This window comes from Alysiella filiformis (assembly GCF_014054525.1).
Classification (GTDB): Bacteria; Pseudomonadota; Gammaproteobacteria; order Burkholderiales; family Neisseriaceae; genus Simonsiella; species Simonsiella filiformis.
Genome location: NZ_CP059564.1, coordinates 99,872 through 119,411 on the forward strand (window position 1 = coordinate 99,872; position 19,540 = coordinate 119,411).

The following is a 19,540-nucleotide window of genomic DNA, read 5'->3' on the forward strand; positions in this document are numbered from 1 at the left end:
AAAATAAAGGAAAAACCATGAACATACTCGTAACAGGCGGCACAGGCTTTATTGGCGCGCACACCGTTGTGGCGTTGCTCAACGCAGGACACACGCCCATTATTTTGGACAATTTATCCAATTCATCGCCCAAAGTGTTGAACCGCATTCACGACATCACAGGCACAACGCCCACCTTCTACCAAGGCGACATTCGCGACAGAGCCTTATTGCAAAAGATTTTTTCGCAGCACGCCATTGACAGCGTCATGCACTTTGCCGCGCTCAAAGCGGTGGGCGAAAGCGTGGCGCAACCCTTGCGTTATTACGACAACAACGTTTCAGGCAGCCTGATTTTGCTGGAAGAAATGCAAAAAGCAGGCGTGTTCAGCATTGTGTTCAGCTCATCGGCAACGGTTTATGGCGACCCCGAAGTCGTCCCCATCACCGAAAACACGCGCACAGGCGGCACAACCAACCCCTATGGCACGTCCAAATACATGATGGAACGCATGATGATGGATTTACAGGCAGCCGACAGCCGTTGGAGCGTGATTTTATTGCGCTATTTCAACCCGATTGGCGCACACGAAAGCGGCAAAATTGGCGAACAACCCAACGGCATACCGAATAATTTGTTGCCCTACGTTTGCCAAGTGGCGGCAGGGAAATTGGCGGAACTGTCCGTATTTGGCGATGATTATCCAACCCACGATGGCACAGGCGTACGCGATTACATTCATGTGGTGGATTTGGCGATGGGTCATTTGAAAGCCCTTGACGCAAAAGCCAAAACGGCTGGCGTTCACATTTACAATTTGGGTACAGGCGTGGGCTATTCCGTGTTGGACATTGTGAAAGCATTTGAACAAGCGTCTGGGCAAACCGTGAAATACGCGATGAAACCACGCCGCGCTGGCGACATTGCCGTGTGTTATGCCGACCCCACCAAAGCCGCCACCGAACTCGGTTGGCGTGCCGAACGCGATTTGGCGACCATGATGGCAGACGCTTGGCGTTGGCAATCACACAATCCCAATGGGTATGATGATTGAGTTTCAGGCAGCCTGAAAATGAAAGTCCGTTTTGTGTTATGATTTATTCCTTTTACGGAATAAAGAAAGCACAATCATGTCATGCGAAGTGGAATACACCGATGAATTTGAACAATGGTGGGAAAACCTAAACGAAGATGAACAGGTTTCGGTTGCCGCCACAGTCGGTTTATTGGAAGAATATGGCATCAATTTGCGTTTTCCACATTGCAGCCAAATTCAAGGCAGTCAATTTGGACAAATGCGTGAATTACGCATTCAACATCAAGGCAAACCCTATCGCGTTTTGTACGCCTTTGACCCCGTTCGCCATGCCATTTTGCTGCTGGGTGGCGACAAAACGGGCAACAACCGTTGGTATGAAATTCATGTACCCATTGCTGAAAAATTATTTCAAAATCATTTGGCTACATTGGCAGCCGAAAACGTTGTTTCACCGAAAAAAGGATAACATCATGGCAAAAAATTTTTCCACATTACGCAACAAAATGTCTGCCCAAGCCCAAGAACGCGCCACACAATTAACGCAACAACACATTCAAGAAATGCCTTTACATGAATTGCGTCAAGCGCGTGGCTTGTCGCAACAGGTATTGGCTGAAATTTTGAATGTTCAACAGCCCGCCATTGCCAAAATGGAACGCCGCACCGATATGTACATTTCCACTTTACGCAGCCACATTGAAGCCATGGGCGGCACATTGGAAATCACCGCCAAATTTGATGATGGCGATGTGAAAATCAGCAATTTTTCACATATTTGATTCGGTTTTCAGGCAGCCTGAAAAAGCATTTAACAAAAAAGACATTTCAAAATCATGATTTTATTTTTAGACAATTACGACAGTTTCACCTACAACATCGTGCAATATCTGGCACAACTGGGGCAAGAAGTGGTGGTGCGCTGCAACGATGAAATCACGCTGGACGAGATTGCCGCGCTCAATCCGCGCTATTTGGTCATTGGGCCTGGTCCTTGTTCGCCCAAAGAAGCGGGCATTTCCGTTGCTGCCATGCAGCATTTTGCGGGCAAAATCCCCATTTTGGGCGTGTGCTTGGGACACCAAACCATAGGCGAAGCCTTTGGTGGCAAAGTGATTCGCGCCAAAACGCTGATGCACGGCAAAACTTCGCCCGTGTTTCACGAAAATGTGGGCGTATTCAAAGACTTGCCCAACCCTGTGATTTGTACGCGCTACCACAGTTTGGTGATTGAACGCGAAACGCTGCCTGAACACCTCATCATCACCGCGTGGACGGAAGATGGCGAAATCATGGGCGTGCGCCACCGCGATTATCCCATTGAAGGCGTGCAATTCCACCCCGAAGGCTTGCTCACCGAACATGGACACGATATGTTGAAAAACTTTTTGGACGAGTTTGCCGATTTTCAGGCTGCCTGAAATACTTGCCAGCAATCTGTTCCCTCCCCTGCTGGCGGGGGAGGGTTAGGGTGGGGGTGGCTCGTTGGCTTTCTAACCCCCTCCCCAGCCCTCCCCCTTGCATAGGGGGAGGGAGCAAGTTAGCGCAATTCATCTTTTCAAGCAAACTGAAAAACCATTCTACAATGAAAAGGGAACAAAAAATGAACGCATTAGCCATTATCGGCAGCAGCAGTTTAGCCAAATTATCCGAATTTGTGATACACCGCCGCCAAGTCGTGCGTACGCCTTATGGTTTATCGGATTCGCCCTTGCTGTTTGGCAAAATTGGCGATTGCGATGTGGTGCTGTTGGTGCGCCAAGGTTTGAATCACACGCTCTCGCCCGAAGCAATCAACTACCGTGCCAACATTTGGGCTTTGAAAGAAGTGGGGGCAAAACAGATTTTGTCGGTCTCATCGGTGTGTGCTTTGCAGGAAAACACGCTACCTGTGGGCGATTTGGTGTTGCCACACGATTTGATTGACTACACATCAGGTCGCGCCGACACCTTTGCCGATGGCAGACAAGAAGTGCAATACACCGATTTCAGGCAGCCTTACGCTGCCGATTTGCGCGAAAAAATCATGAATTTAGCCCCACAAATCCACCAACAAGCGGTGTACGCTTGCATACAAGGCACCCGTTTGCCCACAGGCGCAGAAATCCGCCGCATGCACAACGATGGCGCAGATGTGTATGGCATGACAGGTATGCCCGAAGCGGTGTTGGCGCGTGAATTGCATTTGGCGTATGTGCATGTTTGTGGGATTGTGGGCGCAGGCGCGGTGGGCGAATCGCCCTTTACCAGCAGCAACCCACATCACGCCACGGTAATGGGCAAAATCCGAGATTTATTGTTGCAAATCAGCGCGTTATCATCATGAACAGCTACGCTTTGGCGCACATTGTGCATGTGTTTTGTGCCATTACCTTTGTGGGCGGTGTGTTTTTTGAGGCTTTGGTGTTGAGCGTGTTGCACAGCAAACGCCTTTCCAGCGAAACACGCCGCGAAGTGGAACGCGCCATTTCACAACGCGCCCGTCAAGTCATGCCTTTCGTGGTGTTGGGGGTGTTTGTGTCGGGCGGTGTGATGGCGGCGCGTTATGGCGAGGTGTTGCGCGACCCGTTTGCCAGCAGCTTTGGGACGCAATTATTATTGAAATTGTGTTTGGCTGGCAGCGTGTTGGTGCATTTTGTGATTGCCGTGTCCAAAATGAAACGTGGCACACTCACGGTGGCGTGGTCTAAATACATACACGCGGCGGTGTTGTGTCAAATGGTGGGCATTGTGTTGTTGGCAAAAACCATGTTTTATGTTTCGTGGTAAATTTGGGCTGCCTGAATGCGCCCCATCTCCAAAAAGGAAAACCCCATGTCTTTAAACCAAAAATTGCCCAATCTGCCTTTAAGTGAAAACGAAAAACTGGCATTGCACGCCAAAGAAAGCCACCGCATTTTGGGCATTGTGTCCGAATTTTTACAGGCAGGCGAGCAACTTCGTGCCATACAGCCAGCCGTGAGCATTTACGGCAGCGCGCGCACCCCCACCGACCACCCCGATTACCAATTTGCCCAAAGCCTGTCGCGCAAATTGTCGGACGCGGGTTTTGCCGTGATTTCGGGCGGCGGGCCAGGCATCATGGAAGCCGCCAACAAAGGCGCGTTTGCAGGCAAAAGCCCTGCGGTGGGCTTGAACATTGTGTTGCCGCACGAGCAAAAACCCAATCCGTATCAGGATTTATCGGTGTTGTTTCAGCATTTTTTTCCGCGCAAAGTGATGTTTGTCAAACACGCGATTGCCTATGTTGCCATGCCAGGGGGCTTTGGTACGCTGGACGAATTGTTTGAAAACCTGACTTTGGTGCAAACGCACAAAGTGCCACAACGCCCCATTATTTTGGTGGGCAGCGCGTTTTGGGGTGGTTTGTTGGATTGGTTGCGTGATACCATGTTGGCACGAAAATTCATCAACCCCAATGATTTGGATTTGATTCAAATCATTGATGATGAAGATGAAATTGTGCAACGCATTTTCCATTATTACGAAAATTGCAATGATGATTATTGTGTCTTCCCACACGATAATGATTTTTTAGGACTGTAAAGGAAAACAATCATGGCTGATTATCAAAGCAAATTGTTGGATATTGTCAATCAACACGGTTACAGACTGCCTGAACCAAGCGTGTTTGCCGCTTTGGAAGAATTTAAAACTCAGGCAAATCAGGTGCTTGCCTACAAAGGCTTGGGCGTGCATTTCCGCCACTTAATCAACGACCCCAACGACCCCAACGATGACGGCGGTCAAATCGTGCTGTATAACGCGCAACATCAATTTGTCTCCATTTTGGCAAACTGGACGTATGGGCACCCCTTTCACACCTTTCCTGTGAAATTGTCTTTTGCCGATGAAGAATACGCTTGCCACACCGCCGATGATGTGGAAATCGCCTTAACCGCCTTAATTGAAAGCGATGTTTTTAAACAGGTTTTGAATTTGAGCAAGCGATAAAAGGACAAATGTGGTTTTCAGGCAGCCTGAAACGCCCATTCAGGCTGCTTTTCTTGATTCTGGACTGAAACCTTTGCAAAACTCGGTTTGTAGGGGCAGATTTCATATCTGCCCCGTTTAGGTTCGCAGAAATTTTCATTCTTATCAATAAATTGAAAAAAGGCGGATATGAAATCCGCCCCTACGTCAGTTTAAAAGTAGGTTTTGCAAAGGTTTCAGCCTACTATTTTTTATCACCAAACCCAAACATAATTGGGGCAGACAAACAATAAGGACTTGTATGAAATTGATTTTAAAACAAACTTTACGCTTAACCACACTGGCATTGGCATTAACGGCTTGTCAGCCTGATGCCCCCAATCCCACCCCAGTCTCCGCCAGCGCAACATCGGCGGCAGAATCCACATCATCATTGCCGATAGTGAAGGTGTCTTCCGATTTGGATTACCAGCCCTACATTTTTATGGACGGCAGCAACAACCCCGTGGGCATAGAAGTGGACATTTTGAATGCGATTGGCAAAAAAATAGGCGTGCAATTCACATTTCATGCCTATGCGTGGGACGACATTTTCAACCAGTTGCCCGAACGCGACATCATGGTAGTGGCAAGCGGCTTTTCCAAAGAAGATGCCGAGTTGGACAAAGTGTCATTGAGCGAATCGTATCACCACACACCCGATTGCATTGCTACCCTGCCCAATACACCACCACAACAATGGGCAAAAGGCAAAGTTACCGTCATTCCCGAAGACGATTTGATGGAAGATTTGACCGACTCATTCAGCGTCAAACCTGAAAATTTTGTGCGTGAAAGCAGCACCTATTTAGGTTTAACCAGCTTGGTCAAAAAGCAATCGCAAGCCTTTGTGAGCGACTGCACCGCCATTCGCTACTACGCCCACAGCGATACCTTGAAACAATACGCTTTCCACATTCAAGAATTGCCCGATTCAAACCACCCCGACAGCGCGAATTTGGTGTTTGGCGTACGCAAAGGCAACGATGAATTTTTAGGCAAAATCAACGCTGCGCTGGCTGAATTGAAAAAAAGCGGCGAATTGGAACAAATCAAACGCAAATGGCGACAATATTAAAGCCATAATCGGTTTGCAAAAAGGGCAGATATGAAATCTGCCCCTACAAACCAAGTTTTGCAAAAGTTTCTGACTATAATTTTGCCAATTTGGCAAATGCCGTATCCAGCACCTTAATGCCGTCTACGCCAAAGTTGATGGTCAATTTGGCAGATGAGCCGCCGTCCACCGCGTCAATAATCACGCCCACGCCAAATTTGCCATGACGCACATTTTCGCCAATCAAAAAGCCGTCAAAATCGCGTGGCAATTCTTGATTGGAAACGGCTGGCGCGTGTTGATGAAATTTTAAATGGCTGTTTTCTTGGCTGTTTTTGGATTTTGGTTTGGGCGATAAATGTTGCAACACGTTTTCAGGCAGCTCGTCCACAAAACGAGATGGCACGCCAAATTGCGAAACGCCATGCAACATGCGCTGTTGCGCCATGCTCACATAAAGCCGTTGTCGCGCCCGCGTAATCGCCACATACATCAAACGCCGTTCCTCCGCCAAACCGCCCGCTTCGTTCAAACTCAATTCGCTGGGGAAACGCCCCTCTTCCATGCCCGACAAAAACACCACGTCAAATTCCAAACCTTTTGCCGCGTGAACGGTCATCATTTGCACCGCGCTGTCGCCTTTGCCTGCCTGATTTTCGCCGCTTTCCAAAGCCGCATTGCTCAAAAAGGCGATGATGGGCAAGGCGGCATGGTCTGCCAAATTTTCAGGCAGCGTGTCCAGTTGCACGTCTTCCACGCGAAAATACGTTGCTGCGTTGAGCAATTCGTGCAGGTTTTCCACGCGCTCTTGTTCGGCGATTTGTTTTTGATTTTGATAATGCGTGATTAAACCCGACAAATCCAACACACTTTGCACCAATTCAGGCAGCGAAACCACGCCCACTTGTCCGCGTAATTGTTCAATCAAATCAATGAATGGGGCGGTTTTTTTGCCCATGGTGCAGGCTGCCTGAAACAGGGTTGTGCCGCTTGTTTGTGCGGCTGCCTGAATGTTTTCAATGGTGCGCGTGCCTATGCCGCGTGGCGGAAAATTAATCACGCGCAACAAAGCGTTATCGTCATCGGGGTTAATCGCCAAACGCAAATACGCCAGCGCGTGTTTCACTTCTTGGCGTTCATAAAAGCGCAAGCCGCCATAAATTTTGTATGGCACGGCTGCCTGAAACAGGGCTTGTTCCAACACGCGCGATTGGGCATTGCTGCGATAGAGCAAGGCGATTTGGTTCAAATCATGCCCTTCGCGTTGCAACATTTTGATTTCAGAAACAATGAATTCCGCCTCCACCAAATCATTGAATGCAGAAAACACGCGAATTTTGTCGCCATCGGGCGCGTCTGTACGCAAATTTTTGCCCAAGCGGTCGCTGTTGTTTTGGATAACGGCATTGGCGGCGGTCAAAATATTGCCCACCGAACGGTAATTTTGTTCCAATTTAATCGGCTCGCTCACGCCAAAATCGCGCAAAAATTGCGCCATATTGCCCACATTTGCACCGCGAAAACGGTAAATGCTCTGGTCATCATCGCCCACGGCAAACACCGCCGCGCCACCGCCTGCCAGCAATTTGAGCCAAGCGTATTGCAAATTGTTGGTGTCTTGAAATTCATCTACCAAAATGTGCGTGAAACGGCTGTGATAATGCGCCAAAAGTGTGGCATTGGCATTCAAAAGCTCGTAACTTCGCAACAGCAATTCGGCAAAATCCACCACGCCTTCGCGCTGACAAAGCTGCTCATATTCAGCATAGCAGCGAATCAGACGTTGGGTGTAGGGGTCGGGCGCGTCAAGGCTGCCTGAACGCAAACCCGCTTCTTTTTGCGCGTTGATGAAACCTTGTAACACGCGCGGTGCAAGCACTTTCTCATCAATATCCATTTGTTTCAAAAGGCGTTTGATGATGGCGGTTTGGTCGCTGCTGTCCAAAATTTGAAAGGTTTGCGGCAAATTCGCATCGCGGTAATGCAAACGCAACAGACGGTGGCAAATGCCATGAAACGTCCCCAACCACATGGCGCGTAAATTGTGCGGCAACATGGCAGACAGGCGCGTTTGCATTTCTTTGGCGGCTTTGTTGGTAAACGTAACCGCCATGATGTTATGCACCCCTGCGTGGGCGTGTTGCAACAGCCACGCAATGCGCGTGGTCAAAACGCGCGTTTTGCCGCTGCCTGCGCCAGCCAAAATCAGCGCGGAAGTTTGTGGATTGCATTCAACGGCTTGGCGTTGCTGCGTATTGAGATTGCGGAATAAATCGGGATTGGAATCTTGAAAAAACATGGTTTCAGGCTGCCTGAAAAAACAATGCGGCTATTTTACCGTGTTTTGCGCGTTTTGATGTTTGATTTCACAGTGGTAAAAGCAGAGTGTAGTGTGTTAATCATGAAAATATTTCGCCTCCCCAAAAAACCCAACAATACCTTTAAAAAAATCAGCACAATAAAATGATTTCTTTTATAATGTTTCGCTCATTTTTGCTCCATTTCGGTAAACATCATGTCCCTATTCAAAAAATTAAAAACTTGGCTCAACCCCAACCCCCATATCGCGCAAAATACATCCATTTCACAAGAAAACGATTTATCGCCCGACAACACCAGCCCAGCCGCCCAACCCGTTTCCCCCACAGAAACCACCGCCGACGAACCCTTGCCCCAAGTGCAAGTTGAGCCGCAATCTGAACCCGAACCCCAAACGGAAACAACCACCACAACACCAGCAGAAACAACAGCATCGCCCCTACCCGCCCAAATTGACGATGTGATTTTAAAACACGAAGTGGAATTTTGCGGCTTAATGCTGGACAAAACCATGACCGCCCACCGCAACTGGCTTGGTAATCTGGAACGGGCATTGCGTGGCGAAAACCCCAGTATCTACAAAACCAAATTGGCAAGCGATGACCGCCTGTGTGAATTGGGCAAATGGCTGTATAAAAATGAAAAAATATTTTCACCCTACCCCGAATACCACACCTTGATTGAAGCCCACAAACGCTTTCACGAATGCGCTGGCGAAGTGGTGGAACATCATCGCAAGGAGCGGTTTGCCGATGCCATCGCCTTGTTGCGCCGCGATTTGTTGGTGTATTCAGAAAGCGTCCAAACATCGCTGATGCAATTACACGAAAAAGTGAAAGCGGCTGGCGATAACGTTTGTGAATGAGTTTCAGGCTGAAACTTTTGCAAAGCTCGGTTTGTCGTGGCAGATTGCATATCTGCTCTGTTGAGACTTGCAGAAATTTTTATTTTTATCAATAAATTGAAAAAGGGGCGGATATGAAATCTGCCCCTACGTCAGTTTAAAAGTAGGTTTTGCAAAGGTTTCAGGCTGCCTGAAATGTTTTCTAAACCCAAACCGTGTGTTTAATGTCTGTTTCATTTCACCCAAACATAAAAAAACAGCCATTTTCAGGCTGCTTTTTTGAGTTTGGTGATAGCGGGACTTATATTCAATGCTTAACTTATTGAATTTAAAAATCCCTAAAAATCCAATTTTACAAAATACCGTAAAAAATACCGTAAATTTGTTGTCGTCATCTCTATTTCACGCCCAAAAGTTGAAACAAGCCACCTTTGCCTTTTGCTTGCCCATGCACATAATCAGCATAAATTTTCTTGGCTGTGATGTACAAGGTAACAGGCAAATCCTGCCCAATGGCTCTTTTTTGTTGCAAAATCGGTGTGATGATACCTGCAATGGAAATGACATCGCCTGTGTTTTGACGCATTAACTCGTCAATCACAAGTGGGTCAAAGGCAATCACATCGCCGTCCAATTCTTGCACATCAAGATTACTGTTACGATAAGCAAAAACCGTGATTTTGGCAATCAAATATTGACTGCCCCTGTTGGTTCGCATGATTTTGGGGGCTAATACCAATCTACCGCTCACAATACCGTCAATCATATTCACTCACTTTCATTTTTTGGTTTGCTGGGTGTCATTCCCAAAATTCCCACCATTCCCACCATTCCCACGTTTTTTTGTGTGGCAGAGCTGAAAATTTCACAAAATGACAAATTCAAAATTTTAACACATTGATTTTAAATTATTTTATAACATTTGCGAAAAAGTTTTTTCATATATATGCAAAAAGTACTGGGAATTGTGGGAATTGTGGGAATTAAATTTAAATTCAATAACTTAAAAATTTATTTACTGGGAATTTGCTGGGAATTGATTGGGAATTTATTTAAAAACAATATATTAGATAATAAATTGAATAAATTCAATATTTTAAAATCAATGAAAACCGTGATAATTCGGCTCAATCATCACGGTTTCAGGCTGCATTTTATGCTTTTGGCTCAATTTCAGGTGGTTGAAAACCTTGTAAACAATACATTCGCGTATTTTCTGCCAAGTGCAATAAGCTACTCATTTCTTTTGTGATTTTCATCTTATTGCGCTGTGGGCTTTCCGACACCAGCCAGCCGCAATCACGCAACACCTTGCAAACAAATTTCACATCAAAACCTTTGCAAATTTCCTGCTCAAATACCGTGTCATTGATGTAAATGCGCCCATTGCTTTTTAGGCGATAGCCAGCGTGGTTGCGCCCTGTGGCTGGCTCTACGGGATAACTGCCCCTGTCAATCAGGTAAAGCCGTTCGCCATGCCCATGCTCTTGCATGAAGTGGATTGCGTTGCGTAGGATTTGGTTTTCTTCACGGTTGCCCTTGCCGTCTCGTGCATACCAATCCATGAAACAGGCGCGTATGCCAGCCATGCCAACACCTTTTTCAAAGCCTGTTACGCCCCATTCGCTTGCCAATTCCAACGCGGCTGCCACCAAAATAAAGCGTTTTGCCACGCGTTTAGGCTGGCTATCCATATTGGGCGGCAACATTGCGCCAAATTCCAAGCGAAGTTGGTTAATTCGGGCTAGGGTTTTTTCAGGCTGCTGGCGCATATTTTTCGTTAATTCAAGCAAATAGGCGCGAAATGCGCTGCCATAAATGCGTTTGGCACGGCTTTCCAAGTGCATTGCCAATTCAGCCGAATTGTCAAAATCATGCAGGGTATCAAACGAACCGAAACCCTTGCCCACATCGGCTGAAATCGCTGGCAATCGCACGGCTTGCCCTGCGTTCCATTCCAAACCGTCTTGTTTCAAGTAATGCTCTGCGTCATATTCGCCATTGGAAATGGCTAACACGCGCCATGTTTGCTGTACGCGGTTGCCGCCTTGTTTCGCGCCTTGCAATTTGGACACGCCGTTGAAAATGGAATAGGCTACGTCTTTAACCGTTTTTTGGTCTGCCTCGCCAATTTCATCAAGAAACACAATGCCGTCATTGTTGGCGGCTGCGTGGTTGTCAAAGCCCAAACTTGTGCCTTTCCATTGGACTTTTAAGCCTGTTGGCTCGCCCATCGCGGAAACCGCCACCATGCCAGCAATGCTTTTGCCGATTGAACTGCTGCCAAAGAAATGAAAACCGCCACTCTCTTCACGCAATACGCCCAATAATGGCGCGGCAAACACCACGCCCAAAGCCAGCAGCAAACGCGAATTACCACGCGCATACCGCGCAATCTCATTTTGCCAATCTTTCAGGCTGCCTGAAACGGTATAAGCGGCTTTACGGCTGTTGTCGCCTGTGTAGATAACCTTGCTTTCCGCGTGTCCGATGACTTCGCCATTTGGCAAAACGTAGGCGGTGCAGCTTTCATCACACCAGCCACCGCGTGATGTGATTTGCCATTCGGTACACTCCCCGTCCCATTGTACATAATCCCACAATTCGGCTTTGTAGCGGTCTTTAATGCAAATGCTTAAATTTTCACGCAAATAACTTAAACCGTCATTGCGCCCCACCAAGCCCAATGGAAACGCTGCCACTTTTTTCACACCGCGCCCATTGCGTTGATATTCAATAATGCGGTATTCGCGCTCATCGCTCTGCCCACGCCCGACAATGCGGAATGGGTCGGCAATGCGTACACGCGGTTTGGCAAATGTGATACCGTGTTTATCCACGCCCACGCCATGATAATACAAGCCTGTTGGCAAGCATTCAAAATAGGGTTTCAAATCGCTGTGTTGTTCGTCATTGCCCATGTTTGCCAAGTCTGCCAATTCTTTGTTTTGATATTTGTTTTCCATAATTTTATCCTTGATTTTGGGTTTGTCGTGCCAGCAGGTCTAACACATCGTTGTCGTGTTCAGGCAGCCAAATGCGAATATTGCCTTTCAATGCGCTGTGGTAACGCCTTTGCAGCGTTTGGGCTGCCTGTAAACCTGTTTGGTTGTTGTCATTGTCTGCTACGATAATCAGGCGTTTAACCCATTCAGGCAGCCTGAAACCTGCTATGCGGTTTGCCGCGCCACACGCCCACACATTCAAGCCGTTTATGCTGTGTATGGCGATTGCGGTTTCAATGCCTTCACACACCACCAAAACGCCCTTTAATTCCTGTTCAGGCTGCCTGAAAAGGGGGATTGCCGCGCCCATTAACGCGCCTGAATACATAGAACGGTGCTTTTTCGCGTCCAAAGGCTGTTGCGTGGCAAAATCGCGCAACTGAATTTTGCTTACAACACCTTGTTTTTTCATTAAATAGGTTAAATGTAAGCCCAATAATTCGCCATCATTCGCCCGAAACGCACCCACCATTGCAGGAAAACGCCCCAAACATTTGCCATTGTGCCAATACGGTAAAGCCACATGAACACGCAAGGCTTTATGACAAATTGGCAAATTTTCAGGCTGTGGAATGCCGCGCCCACGCAAATAATCCACAATCACATTGTGCGTTTGCCATGCTTTGCTGCTCGTCCAAATTTGCGTGAGTTTTTCGCGTTGCTGCTCGTCTTGTCGTGGCGCGTTTTGGGGCGTGGGGCGTTTTTCAGGCAGCCTGAATGCGTGGGCGTGGCGCGTACCACCCATGCCCAAACATTCCGCCACGCGCTTTAAGGCTTCGTTGAAATCGCAACCAAACACCAGCATAAGCAAATCAAAACCGCTACCGCCTTGTGGGGCGCATTGATTGCAAATCCACCAGCCACGCCCCCCATTGTCGGTAAAGCGAAAACGGTCTTTCCCACCACAAGCAGGGCAAGGTTGATGTTTGTTTTTGTTTAATAAATTTTTAGGAATACCCAAAGCAGTTAAAATTTCCACCCACCGCCCATTAGCAGCGTGTTTCACATCACTTAAAGTGAATTTGGGTTGATTCATCATGTGTTGGTTCCTTATTTTTCGCGTTGCCGTTGGTCGTAGGCGCGTTTTCGTGCTGCACCGTCTGCGTGTTTGCGTGGTCTGCCACCCTTGCGTTTGGGTGCGCCAAGTAGCGGTATTTGCGGCATGGCACGGTGTGGATTGGGTGCGACTGGGCTAACATCAATCACATCATCGTCATCACGCCCCCAAAATGGCAAACGTTGGCGCGGTGGCGGTTCACGGCGTGGCTCGGTTACGACAATCACACGTTCACGTTGTGGTGGCTTGTGGTGCGTTTCAGGCTGCCTGAATGCTTGGCGTGGTTCGCGTTGTGGGATTTGGCGCGGTGGTGGCGTGGTGTAATTGTGTATGCGTAGCGGTGGTGTTTCACGCGGTGGCGCAACATAGCCCAAACGCCGATTGACTTGATAATCAATAAATTCTTGGTCGTGGCGGCAAACGGTTTCCAATAGGTATTGCATGGTGCGTTGTCGCCTTGTTTCGGAAAATGCCACATATTCGCGCAATTCTTCATTTTGTTTGGCAATGCCATAGTGTTTGACTGTAAGCGCAAAAGCTGCTGCCAATGATAAAGCTGCCAAAACAAAAAACAGCGTTACACCAATGATTTGTTCAAGGGTCATGGGGTGTGCCTTTCTGCCCTACCCTGCTGCTGGTGTGGTAACGAAACTGGAAAAAGTGGGGTTTCGTTACTGCCCCAATGGGGTAGGGCGGTTTTTGGGGGTTTCGTTACAAGGTTTCGTTACCTTTTGGGGTGGTTTCGTTACCTGTTTCGTTACATGGTGGGGCAGTTTCGTTACCATTTTTGGGGTTTCGTTACCGCCCTTTTGGGGGTTTCGTAACAAAATGGGCAGGTTTCGTTACCATTTTTGGGGTTTCGTTACCGCCCTTTTGGGGGTTTCGTAACAAAATGGGCAGGTTTCGTTACCATTTTTGGGGTTTCGTTACCGCCCTTTTTGGGGTTTCGTAACAAAATGGGCAGGTTTCGTTACCATTTTTGATGTTTCGTTACCCTGCTGGTGGATTTCATTTGTATGATTTGCCCTGCTCTTGCGCCATTTGCGCTGTTAGGGCATGTTGCGTATCGCAAACAAACTGAAACACATCATCAAGGCTCAAAGTTTCATCGGCATGGCACATCAAAACCACCACGCATTCCAGAGCGTCCACACCGCCTTGCAAATGGGCGATTGTGTGAGATAAATCGGGCTTATTCATTTTCAAAATCCTTTAAAATCAAAATATTGATTAAATGATATGGCTGTAAAAAGCCTGCCTTGCTGGTGTGGCAGCAAGGCGCGTTTAAAAATTCAAATGGGGTTTAGTATTGGGGGGATTGTGCAGGCAGAATAGGGGACGCATTCAGCGAAGTGCCAAGCTCCACCAAATAGGGCAGCAATTCGCCAACAACTGCGGCAAAATCAGCCAATAATAACGGTGTGATGTATTCAGTCGCATTGCCATACTTGCCATTCGCAACAACAAAAGACAAGGCATTTAAAGTATCGCCCAAAGTAACGGCTGTGGTTTCAATATACGAATGCAGCATTGAAATGCTTTCAGGGGGGACAGCAGAACAGCTTTGATTGGCAATCGCCAACAAATGCGCGTTTTTCAGCAAGCCAACCAAGCCTGTACTTGCGCTGGTGTCCAAAATGGCATTGATTTCGGTTTGATTGATGATGATTTTGTCAGATGATTGATTTTGCATGATTGCAATTCCTTATGTTTTTAGAGAATTTAAGAAAGCCCAAATTGGGGGCGGTACTCTCTCTGGTCATAAGTAGTCCAGTCTGCGCCTTGCGGTTGGCAGATACCGCCATAAACTTTTTTGAAAGGGGCGCATGAAACGTGCAGATGTGTTTCAGGCTGCCTGAAAAAGAAATAGGCGATAAAAAACGGCTTTTCAACCCATGCCGTTTGGGTACTTATGATTTTTGAGAGAACCAAAAATATAACTTCAATTCTCGTGGTGTTCAATGCTTGTTTTGTAGTTAAATCCTAAAATCATTGTTTTTCATGATGATTTTGTTTGGTGTATTGGTGCAATCGGGCGTTTTCAGGCAGCCTGAAATTGACAATTTCGCCACACACCGCCATAATCGCAAGCATGAGTACCGTTGAGTACCAAGGGCATTGTGTTTCGGCATAATGCCCTTTCACTTTTTCAGGCAGCCTGAACGGTGTTACCAAAAGCCTATAAAGCAGGCTTATTGGCGTTTTAAAAGGCTTTGTCCTGTTGGATAAACAAACACACCACCCAAACACCACAACGCAATTTGAGCGCGTTTTATCGCTGCCTGAATGCCTTTATCTTCACGACAACATCGGATTGAGCTTTTTCGCCATACGATGATAGGGCGATTGCGGCTGATACGGCTGCCCCACGGGCATAATTTGCGTACGTTCAATGATTTTGCGCCATTGTTTCAAGCTCAATTCGCCTGTTTGCTGCGACACAATCACATCATGCAACTGGCAAAGGGTGGCGATTTGGTCTTGTTCACATTCGTTTTCACGCGGCAAGGGCATGAAAAACATCAAGGCATTGTATTTATGGGCTAATGCCACACAACGCATAAACAAGGCTTTTTCATATCCCACAACGGTTTTTTCAGGCAGGGTTTGGGCTACGGCAACATCGCGCCAACTTTTGCCCTGCTTGGCAAAGCCACGCAATTCATCAGGCGTAAACATAGACATATACTGAATGCGCCCATCGCTGGTGTGTTTGTGATTACTGATTAAGAGCATATTCATTTTCAGGCTGCCTTTCTTGTTTGGTGTTGTTGGTTGCGCTGCTCAATGCGTTTGAGCAGCCATTCGTTGATTTCGCTTTCTACCCAGCCGCTTGATTTAGCGGATAATTTAATCAATGTGGGGAATTCGGGGTCATACAAATGGCTTTTTGGGTTGGCTTTGGCATAAATGGCAGAACGGCTCAAAGCGGTCATGTGCATGACTTCGGGCAATTTCAAAATTCGGATTGTTTGAGTAGTCATTAGTGGCTCTCCATGTGTTTACGATAGGCAAAATAATAGCCGTTATGCTTGTACAACATAACGGCATGGGTGGCTCATAAGGCTTTACGGGCAGCCTGTAAAGGTGGTTTTTAAGATGGAATGCGTTTCAGCCATCGGCGAACTGCGTCATGGCTTAATACTTTATCTTTTTCACTCATTTTTACATCTTTCTTAATTAAATCATCAATGTATTCATCATAATGGGCTTGCACAATGGCAATGAATTTGGCTTGTGCGCCGTATTCTTGCGATTGCAAACGCGCTGCCCATATTTGAAATAATTCCTGAAACTTACCCAATCTAAACTTTTCTTTCACATTGTTTTGCAACTGTTTTTCTCTGCCTTTGCTGCCATTTTCACGCGCCAATTCCCGAATGGACTTCTCAACTGGCTGTACTGCGGTTGGTGTTTTAGACTTATTGGATTGATTCTTATTGTATTTTTTAATAAATTTTTGCAAAATTACCATGATTTCATCAAACGGCATATCGCCAAATAATGCCCGAACAGCCATGATTTGATTGCCAATTTCATAATTTTGCTTTGCCATTTGTATGTGTTCACGCATTCTTGCAACATTTTCTGCAAGACGTCTTTCTTCAAGCTCTCTCTTTACGTCATCTAACCGTTTTTGGGCTTCTTCTGCTGATAGTGTTGTCATTTCTTGCAATGTATGCGCTGGCTTACCTATTCTTGCCATCTCTTGCAATGTATGCGCTGGCTTACCTATTCTTGCCATCTCTTGCAATGTATGCGCTGGCTTACTTATTCTTGTCATCTCATCACGCATAGCAGAAAACAAGTCTTGTTCAATTCTTTGCCAGCCATTCGGTGCTGCTTTTGCTGCGTTCAATGCTGCCAATTCTGTACCACTAAAAGCAGAAAACCAGCCACCCATTCTTTTCTCTGTATCGTTTATTTCCTGCTTTATGATTTCGCGTTTTTGGGCATTATATTCACGCGCGACAGCCAACATTTCGGCTGATAAAAGATTGCGCTTTTTGAGACGATTTTCTTCAAGGCTTTCTTTTAATTCAGGTTTCATGTGTGTTGTTCCTATCCCTAAAAATCCAACGCATTCTAACATCGTCCACACACATCAACAATCATGTTTTTAAAAAGATTTTTGTTTCATTTGCCACATAGCAAGCAGGGAATGGGGCAAGCTCTGTGTCCTGCCTTTCAGGCTGCCTGAACCCCCCACATGCCACGCAATAAAATTGCTCAAAATCCCATGTTTTTCAAAATGTTAAATTAAAATATCGCCACGCTGCCTAAATGCGCCAATCCACGTTAAAACCACACACACCACCGCTCACACTTCAAAAAAAACCTTTATAAAACAAAGTTTAATGTATTTAATCATATATCAAATCATTGATTTTTAACAATTCCCTTTAACTTTAACACGTTTACAGGGGATTTTTTTCTGTGAATGGGGGTACTGGCGGTGTCCATATCCCATAGCCTGTGGACTTTTGAATACCCCCTACACCCCAAAATGATAGGGCTGGCAGCAGTCAGGAAGGAAGTAATGGCACGCCCACACTTCACACAAAAAGGGGTTTGAATGCCCCGTATGGTTGAAAGGCTGGAAAGTACCTAACACATTGATTTAAAAATAATTCCCACCAATTCCCACCAATTCCCAGTAATTCCCACTCAATTCCCAGTAAATTCCCACAACAAAAAATCATGATTATGATATTTAAATATTTGATTTAAATAAATATTTAATATATTTTGTTAATTCAATTCCCACTACTTTACCTAAAAGGGTTCGCGTAGGGGGCTTTGCTTTCCATATTCTGCCTGCTCACACCCTATGGGCTTACCCAAATTGCCAACGCGTTCACACCGCGCCACACCAGCAAAAACCCCTTACGAAACAATCGTAAGGGGCTTGTATGCTCTTTCAGGCAGCCTGAATGTGTTGCATGGCTTGGGTGTAATGCTGTTTCAAATAATCCGAATACCATTGCATAAATTCGGTACGCTCCGCCATGTATTCTGCCCTATTGTAGGCAGCGCGGATTTTGTCATGGGGAATATGGGCAAGTTGCCGCTCTATCGCGTCAGGGTTGAAACCTTGTTCATTCAACACACTGCTTGCCAAGCTCCTAAATCCATGTGGCGTAGCAATACCGTTGTAACCCAATTTCTTGATAATATTGTTCAACGTGGTTTCACTCATCACACCATTTTGCGCGGTACGGCTGGGAAACAGATAGGGTGTATTACCCGTCAGCTCACGCAATTCATGTAGCAGCTCAATCGCCCATGTGGAAAGCGGTATCACAAGGGGCGGTTTGGGCTTGTTCTTTTCGTGTTTCATGCGTTCGGCTGGTATTGTCCAAATGGCTGCCTGAAAATCAATCTCACACCATTTGCCACCACGAAACTCCGTACTTCGCGGAAACAACAACATCAGCAGCAATATCGCCAATCTGCTTTTTGGGTCAATGTGGGCAGTCATCAAACCCTTATAGAAGTTCACAAGCTCATCTTGCGGTAGGGCTGGCAAGTGTTGTGTGCTTGGTTTTTCAAATGTGCCATGTAATACCCGTGCTGGGTTGCGGTCGGTCAATTCCAAAATGGCAGCATAAGCGTAAACGGCAGCTATCCATTGGCGGATTTTTTCAGCCGTTGCAGCAGCATTGCGCCCAATCACGCGCAACATCACATCTTTCACATCTGCCACGCGTACATCAGCAAGCTGTTTATCGCCAATATGGGGGAAAACATCTTTTTCCAAATAGCCCATAATTCGGGCAGCATTATCCGTTTTCCAACGGTGCAAATTGGCAGCGTGCCATTGTCTTGCCAAATGCTCAAAAGTATTGAGTAAACGTGCTTTCTGCTCTTGTTTGGCTTGCTTTTTGACTTCTGCTGGATTGATACCATTGGCGATTTGGGTTCGTGCGCGTTCGGCTGCTGCTCGTGCTTCGCTCAATGAAACGGCTGGATATTTGCCAATCGTTAAAGTGGCACGTTTGCCATTCATGGCGTAATCAAAACGGAAAGATTTTCCGCCTGCTGGTGTGATGTAGAGATACAAGCCGTTTTCATCATTCAGCTTATAGGCTTTGGCGGCTGGCTTGCAACGCTTTATTTGTAAGTCATTCAGGGGCATTTTTACGGTATTTTTTCAGGCTGTTTTTCAGATACCGTAAAAAATACCGTAAATTTCATGTTGATTCAATAGGACGAAAATAGACGAATGTAGCCACATTTTCCATTGTGCATGATACCACTCAATAAAAA

22 protein-coding genes are annotated in these 19,540 nt (G+C 46.5%); 10 read left to right on the forward strand and 12 right to left on the reverse strand.

Going from position 1 to position 19,540, the window contains the following annotated elements; translation table 11 throughout:
• Nucleotides 1–17: 17 nt before the first annotated feature.
• The 9 genes from galE to H3L97_RS00620 all read left to right on the forward strand — a co-directional run bounded on the left by galE (nucleotide 18) and on the right by H3L97_RS00620 (nucleotide 6,066).
• Nucleotides 18–1,034, forward strand: coding sequence for a UDP-glucose 4-epimerase GalE (galE, locus tag H3L97_RS00580; protein WP_097113978.1), 1,017 nt, complete (start codon nucleotides 18–20; stop codon nucleotides 1,032–1,034).
• Nucleotides 1,035–1,110: 76 nt separating this feature from the next.
• A complete protein-coding gene (locus H3L97_RS00585; protein ID WP_097113977.1) occupies nucleotides 1,111–1,485 on the forward strand; it encodes a type II toxin-antitoxin system RelE/ParE family toxin in 375 nt (124 codons plus the stop codon).
• 4 nt (nucleotides 1,486–1,489) lie between these two features.
• A complete protein-coding gene (locus H3L97_RS00590) occupies nucleotides 1,490–1,798 on the forward strand; it encodes an XRE family transcriptional regulator (RefSeq protein ID WP_097113976.1) in 309 nt (102 codons plus the stop codon).
• Between the two features lie 54 nt (nucleotides 1,799–1,852).
• Nucleotides 1,853–2,437, forward strand: coding sequence for an aminodeoxychorismate/anthranilate synthase component II (locus H3L97_RS00595; RefSeq protein WP_097113975.1), 585 nt, complete (start codon nucleotides 1,853–1,855; stop codon nucleotides 2,435–2,437).
• Nucleotides 2,438–2,619: 182 nt separating this feature from the next.
• Complete coding sequence (locus tag H3L97_RS00600; RefSeq protein WP_097114081.1) at nucleotides 2,620–3,342, forward strand: S-methyl-5'-thioinosine phosphorylase; 723 nt, start codon at nucleotides 2,620–2,622, stop codon at nucleotides 3,340–3,342.
• On the forward strand, nucleotides 3,339–3,785 hold the full coding sequence (locus tag H3L97_RS00605) for a CopD family copper resistance protein (RefSeq protein WP_097113974.1): 447 nt from the start codon (nucleotides 3,339–3,341) through the stop codon (nucleotides 3,783–3,785). The genes H3L97_RS00600 and H3L97_RS00605 overlap by 4 nt, the downstream gene beginning before the upstream one ends.
• Before the next feature lie 45 nt (nucleotides 3,786–3,830).
• Nucleotides 3,831–4,562: an LOG family protein gene (locus H3L97_RS00610; RefSeq protein ID WP_097113973.1), complete on the forward strand. Its 732-nt coding sequence runs from the start codon at nucleotides 3,831–3,833 to the stop codon at nucleotides 4,560–4,562.
• 12 nt (nucleotides 4,563–4,574) lie between these two features.
• Complete coding sequence (locus tag H3L97_RS00615) at nucleotides 4,575–4,970, forward strand: hypothetical protein (RefSeq protein WP_097113972.1); 396 nt, start codon at nucleotides 4,575–4,577, stop codon at nucleotides 4,968–4,970.
• Between the two features lie 280 nt (nucleotides 4,971–5,250).
• Complete coding sequence (locus tag H3L97_RS00620; RefSeq protein ID WP_097113971.1) at nucleotides 5,251–6,066, forward strand: substrate-binding periplasmic protein; 816 nt, start codon at nucleotides 5,251–5,253, stop codon at nucleotides 6,064–6,066.
• Nucleotides 6,067–6,139: 73 nt separating this feature from the next.
• Here the strand turns inward: H3L97_RS00620 and H3L97_RS00625 are convergent, their stop codons facing one another.
• Entirely contained in the window at nucleotides 6,140–8,344 is a 2,205-nt protein-coding gene (locus H3L97_RS00625) for a UvrD-helicase domain-containing protein (protein WP_097113970.1), read from the reverse strand.
• A gap of 216 nt (nucleotides 8,345–8,560) precedes the next feature.
• On the opposite strand from H3L97_RS00625, the gene H3L97_RS00630 reads away from it, so the two are divergent.
• Nucleotides 8,561–9,229, forward strand: a complete 669-nt coding sequence (locus H3L97_RS00630; RefSeq protein ID WP_097113968.1) for a CZB domain-containing protein — start codon at nucleotides 8,561–8,563, stop codon at nucleotides 9,227–9,229.
• A gap of 376 nt (nucleotides 9,230–9,605) precedes the next feature.
• Here H3L97_RS00630 and H3L97_RS00635 read toward each other — a convergent pair whose 3' ends face one another.
• The 11 genes from H3L97_RS00635 to H3L97_RS00685 all read right to left on the reverse strand — a co-directional run bounded on the left by H3L97_RS00635 (nucleotide 9,606) and on the right by H3L97_RS00685 (nucleotide 19,409).
• Nucleotides 9,606–9,980, reverse strand: a complete 375-nt coding sequence (locus H3L97_RS00635; protein ID WP_143269116.1) for a hypothetical protein — start codon at nucleotides 9,978–9,980, stop codon at nucleotides 9,606–9,608.
• Nucleotides 9,981–10,362: 382 nt separating this feature from the next.
• Nucleotides 10,363–12,174 (reverse strand): DUF927 domain-containing protein, encoded by a 1,812-nt coding sequence (locus tag H3L97_RS00640; protein WP_097113966.1) that lies wholly within the window; start codon nucleotides 12,172–12,174, stop codon nucleotides 10,363–10,365.
• Nucleotides 12,175–12,178: 4 nt separating this feature from the next.
• Nucleotides 12,179–13,252 (reverse strand): DUF7146 domain-containing protein, encoded by a 1,074-nt coding sequence (locus H3L97_RS00645; RefSeq protein ID WP_097113965.1) that lies wholly within the window; start codon nucleotides 13,250–13,252, stop codon nucleotides 12,179–12,181.
• A gap of 11 nt (nucleotides 13,253–13,263) precedes the next feature.
• Nucleotides 13,264–13,875 carry a hypothetical protein gene (locus H3L97_RS00650; RefSeq protein ID WP_182073080.1) on the reverse strand — a complete coding sequence of 204 codons (612 nt, stop codon included), beginning with the start codon at nucleotides 13,873–13,875 and terminating at the stop codon, nucleotides 13,264–13,266.
• A gap of 403 nt (nucleotides 13,876–14,278) precedes the next feature.
• A complete protein-coding gene (locus tag H3L97_RS00655) occupies nucleotides 14,279–14,470 on the reverse strand; it encodes a hypothetical protein (protein ID WP_097113678.1) in 192 nt (63 codons plus the stop codon).
• A 103-nt stretch (nucleotides 14,471–14,573) separates the two neighbouring features.
• Nucleotides 14,574–14,963, reverse strand: coding sequence for a hypothetical protein (locus H3L97_RS00660; RefSeq protein WP_097113679.1), 390 nt, complete (start codon nucleotides 14,961–14,963; stop codon nucleotides 14,574–14,576).
• 296 nt (nucleotides 14,964–15,259) lie between these two features.
• Nucleotides 15,260–15,445 carry a hypothetical protein gene (locus H3L97_RS00665; protein WP_143269099.1) on the reverse strand — a complete coding sequence of 62 codons (186 nt, stop codon included), beginning with the start codon at nucleotides 15,443–15,445 and terminating at the stop codon, nucleotides 15,260–15,262.
• 123 nt (nucleotides 15,446–15,568) lie between these two features.
• Nucleotides 15,569–16,012, reverse strand: coding sequence for a hypothetical protein (locus H3L97_RS00670; protein ID WP_097113680.1), 444 nt, complete (start codon nucleotides 16,010–16,012; stop codon nucleotides 15,569–15,571).
• Nucleotides 16,013–16,014: 2 nt separating this feature from the next.
• A complete protein-coding gene (locus H3L97_RS00675) occupies nucleotides 16,015–16,254 on the reverse strand; it encodes a helix-turn-helix transcriptional regulator (protein ID WP_097113681.1) in 240 nt (79 codons plus the stop codon).
• 110 nt (nucleotides 16,255–16,364) lie between these two features.
• On the reverse strand, nucleotides 16,365–17,321 hold the full coding sequence (locus H3L97_RS00680; protein ID WP_097113682.1) for a hypothetical protein: 957 nt from the start codon (nucleotides 17,319–17,321) through the stop codon (nucleotides 16,365–16,367).
• A gap of 870 nt (nucleotides 17,322–18,191) precedes the next feature.
• Nucleotides 18,192–19,409, reverse strand: coding sequence for a tyrosine-type recombinase/integrase (locus tag H3L97_RS00685; protein WP_097113683.1), 1,218 nt, complete (start codon nucleotides 19,407–19,409; stop codon nucleotides 18,192–18,194).
• Between the last annotated feature and the right edge of the window lie 131 nt (nucleotides 19,410–19,540).

What these genes read in the sequence shown, in the direction of transcription:
- H3L97_RS00630 (WP_097113968.1), top strand. Translation starts at nt 8,561, where the DNA reads ATGTCCCTATTCAAAAAATTAAAAACTTGGCTCAACCCCAACCCCCAT.
- H3L97_RS00655 (WP_097113678.1), bottom strand. Translation starts at nt 14,470, where the DNA reads ATGAATAAGCCCGATTTATCTCACACAATCGCCCATTTGCAAGGCGGT.
- galE (WP_097113978.1), top strand. Translation starts at nt 18, where the DNA reads ATGAACATACTCGTAACAGGCGGCACAGGCTTTATTGGCGCGCACACC.
- H3L97_RS00605 (WP_097113974.1), top strand. Translation starts at nt 3,339, where the DNA reads ATGAACAGCTACGCTTTGGCGCACATTGTGCATGTGTTTTGTGCCATT.
- H3L97_RS00590 (WP_097113976.1), top strand. Translation starts at nt 1,490, where the DNA reads ATGGCAAAAAATTTTTCCACATTACGCAACAAAATGTCTGCCCAAGCC.
- H3L97_RS00600 (WP_097114081.1), top strand. Translation starts at nt 2,620, where the DNA reads ATGAACGCATTAGCCATTATCGGCAGCAGCAGTTTAGCCAAATTATCC.
- H3L97_RS00585 (WP_097113977.1), top strand. Translation starts at nt 1,111, where the DNA reads ATGTCATGCGAAGTGGAATACACCGATGAATTTGAACAATGGTGGGAA.
- H3L97_RS00650 (WP_182073080.1), bottom strand. Translation starts at nt 13,875, where the DNA reads ATGACCCTTGAACAAATCATTGGTGTAACGCTGTTTTTTGTTTTGGCA.
- H3L97_RS00670 (WP_097113680.1), bottom strand. Translation starts at nt 16,012, where the DNA reads ATGAATATGCTCTTAATCAGTAATCACAAACACACCAGCGATGGGCGC.
- H3L97_RS00625 (WP_097113970.1), bottom strand. Translation starts at nt 8,344, where the DNA reads ATGTTTTTTCAAGATTCCAATCCCGATTTATTCCGCAATCTCAATACG.
- H3L97_RS00620 (WP_097113971.1), top strand. Translation starts at nt 5,251, where the DNA reads ATGAAATTGATTTTAAAACAAACTTTACGCTTAACCACACTGGCATTG.
- H3L97_RS00640 (WP_097113966.1), bottom strand. Translation starts at nt 12,174, where the DNA reads ATGGAAAACAAATATCAAAACAAAGAATTGGCAGACTTGGCAAACATG.
- H3L97_RS00680 (WP_097113682.1), bottom strand. Translation starts at nt 17,321, where the DNA reads ATGAAACCTGAATTAAAAGAAAGCCTTGAAGAAAATCGTCTCAAAAAG.
- H3L97_RS00610 (WP_097113973.1), top strand. Translation starts at nt 3,831, where the DNA reads ATGTCTTTAAACCAAAAATTGCCCAATCTGCCTTTAAGTGAAAACGAA.
- H3L97_RS00675 (WP_097113681.1), bottom strand. Translation starts at nt 16,254, where the DNA reads ATGACTACTCAAACAATCCGAATTTTGAAATTGCCCGAAGTCATGCAC.
- H3L97_RS00660 (WP_097113679.1), bottom strand. Translation starts at nt 14,963, where the DNA reads ATGCAAAATCAATCATCTGACAAAATCATCATCAATCAAACCGAAATC.
- H3L97_RS00615 (WP_097113972.1), top strand. Translation starts at nt 4,575, where the DNA reads ATGGCTGATTATCAAAGCAAATTGTTGGATATTGTCAATCAACACGGT.
- H3L97_RS00685 (WP_097113683.1), bottom strand. Translation starts at nt 19,409, where the DNA reads ATGCCCCTGAATGACTTACAAATAAAGCGTTGCAAGCCAGCCGCCAAA.
- H3L97_RS00595 (WP_097113975.1), top strand. Translation starts at nt 1,853, where the DNA reads ATGATTTTATTTTTAGACAATTACGACAGTTTCACCTACAACATCGTG.
- H3L97_RS00645 (WP_097113965.1), bottom strand. Translation starts at nt 13,252, where the DNA reads ATGATGAATCAACCCAAATTCACTTTAAGTGATGTGAAACACGCTGCT.